The 530-nt window shown below is 47.4% G+C and carries 1 protein-coding gene; it reads left to right on the top strand.

The annotated features are described in order from the left end of the window. The coding region (locus tag ACTHUR_RS17770) for a transposase (protein WP_440400051.1) at nt 1–319 on the top strand (319 nt) is incomplete at its 5' end. Between the last annotated feature and the right edge of the window lie 211 nt (nt 320–530).

Genomic DNA, 530 nt, shown 5'->3' with positions numbered 1-530 from the left:
CCTATCCAAAGGTACGACCGTCTATGCCGACAAAGGCTACGACAGTAAGGAAAACAGGCAACATCTGAAAGAGCATCGGCTGATGCGCAAAGCCCACCGCAAACATCCGCTGTCGGAAGCACAAACCAAACGTAACCGATATTTATCAAAAACCCGTTATGTGGTCGAACAAAGCTTCGGTACGCTGCACCGTAAATTCCGCTATGCCCGGGCAGTCTATTTTGGTCTGCTCAAAGTAAGTGCACAAAGCCATCTGAAGGCGATGTGTTTGAACCTTTTGAAAGCGGCTAACAGGCTAAGTGTGCCTGTTTGCGCCTAAAAGGCGGCCCGGATGCCTGATTATCGGGTATCCAAGGGGGATTATGGGGGGTATTTGAGTAGAATCAGTGGATATTCGAAACAAAAACAGCCGAAAACCTGTGTTTAGGTTTCGGCTGTTGGGGGAAAGGAATTTTGCAAAGGTCTCAGGCCGTCTGAAATTTCAGATGGCCTTTTGATTATGTTTTAAAGAATAGGACGTAGCTTAGAGG

Source organism: Neisseria sp. P0021.S007, from assembly GCF_051956855.1.
Note: the sequence above shows the minus strand (reverse complement) of the source record. Positions and strands in the feature narration are given on the sequence as shown.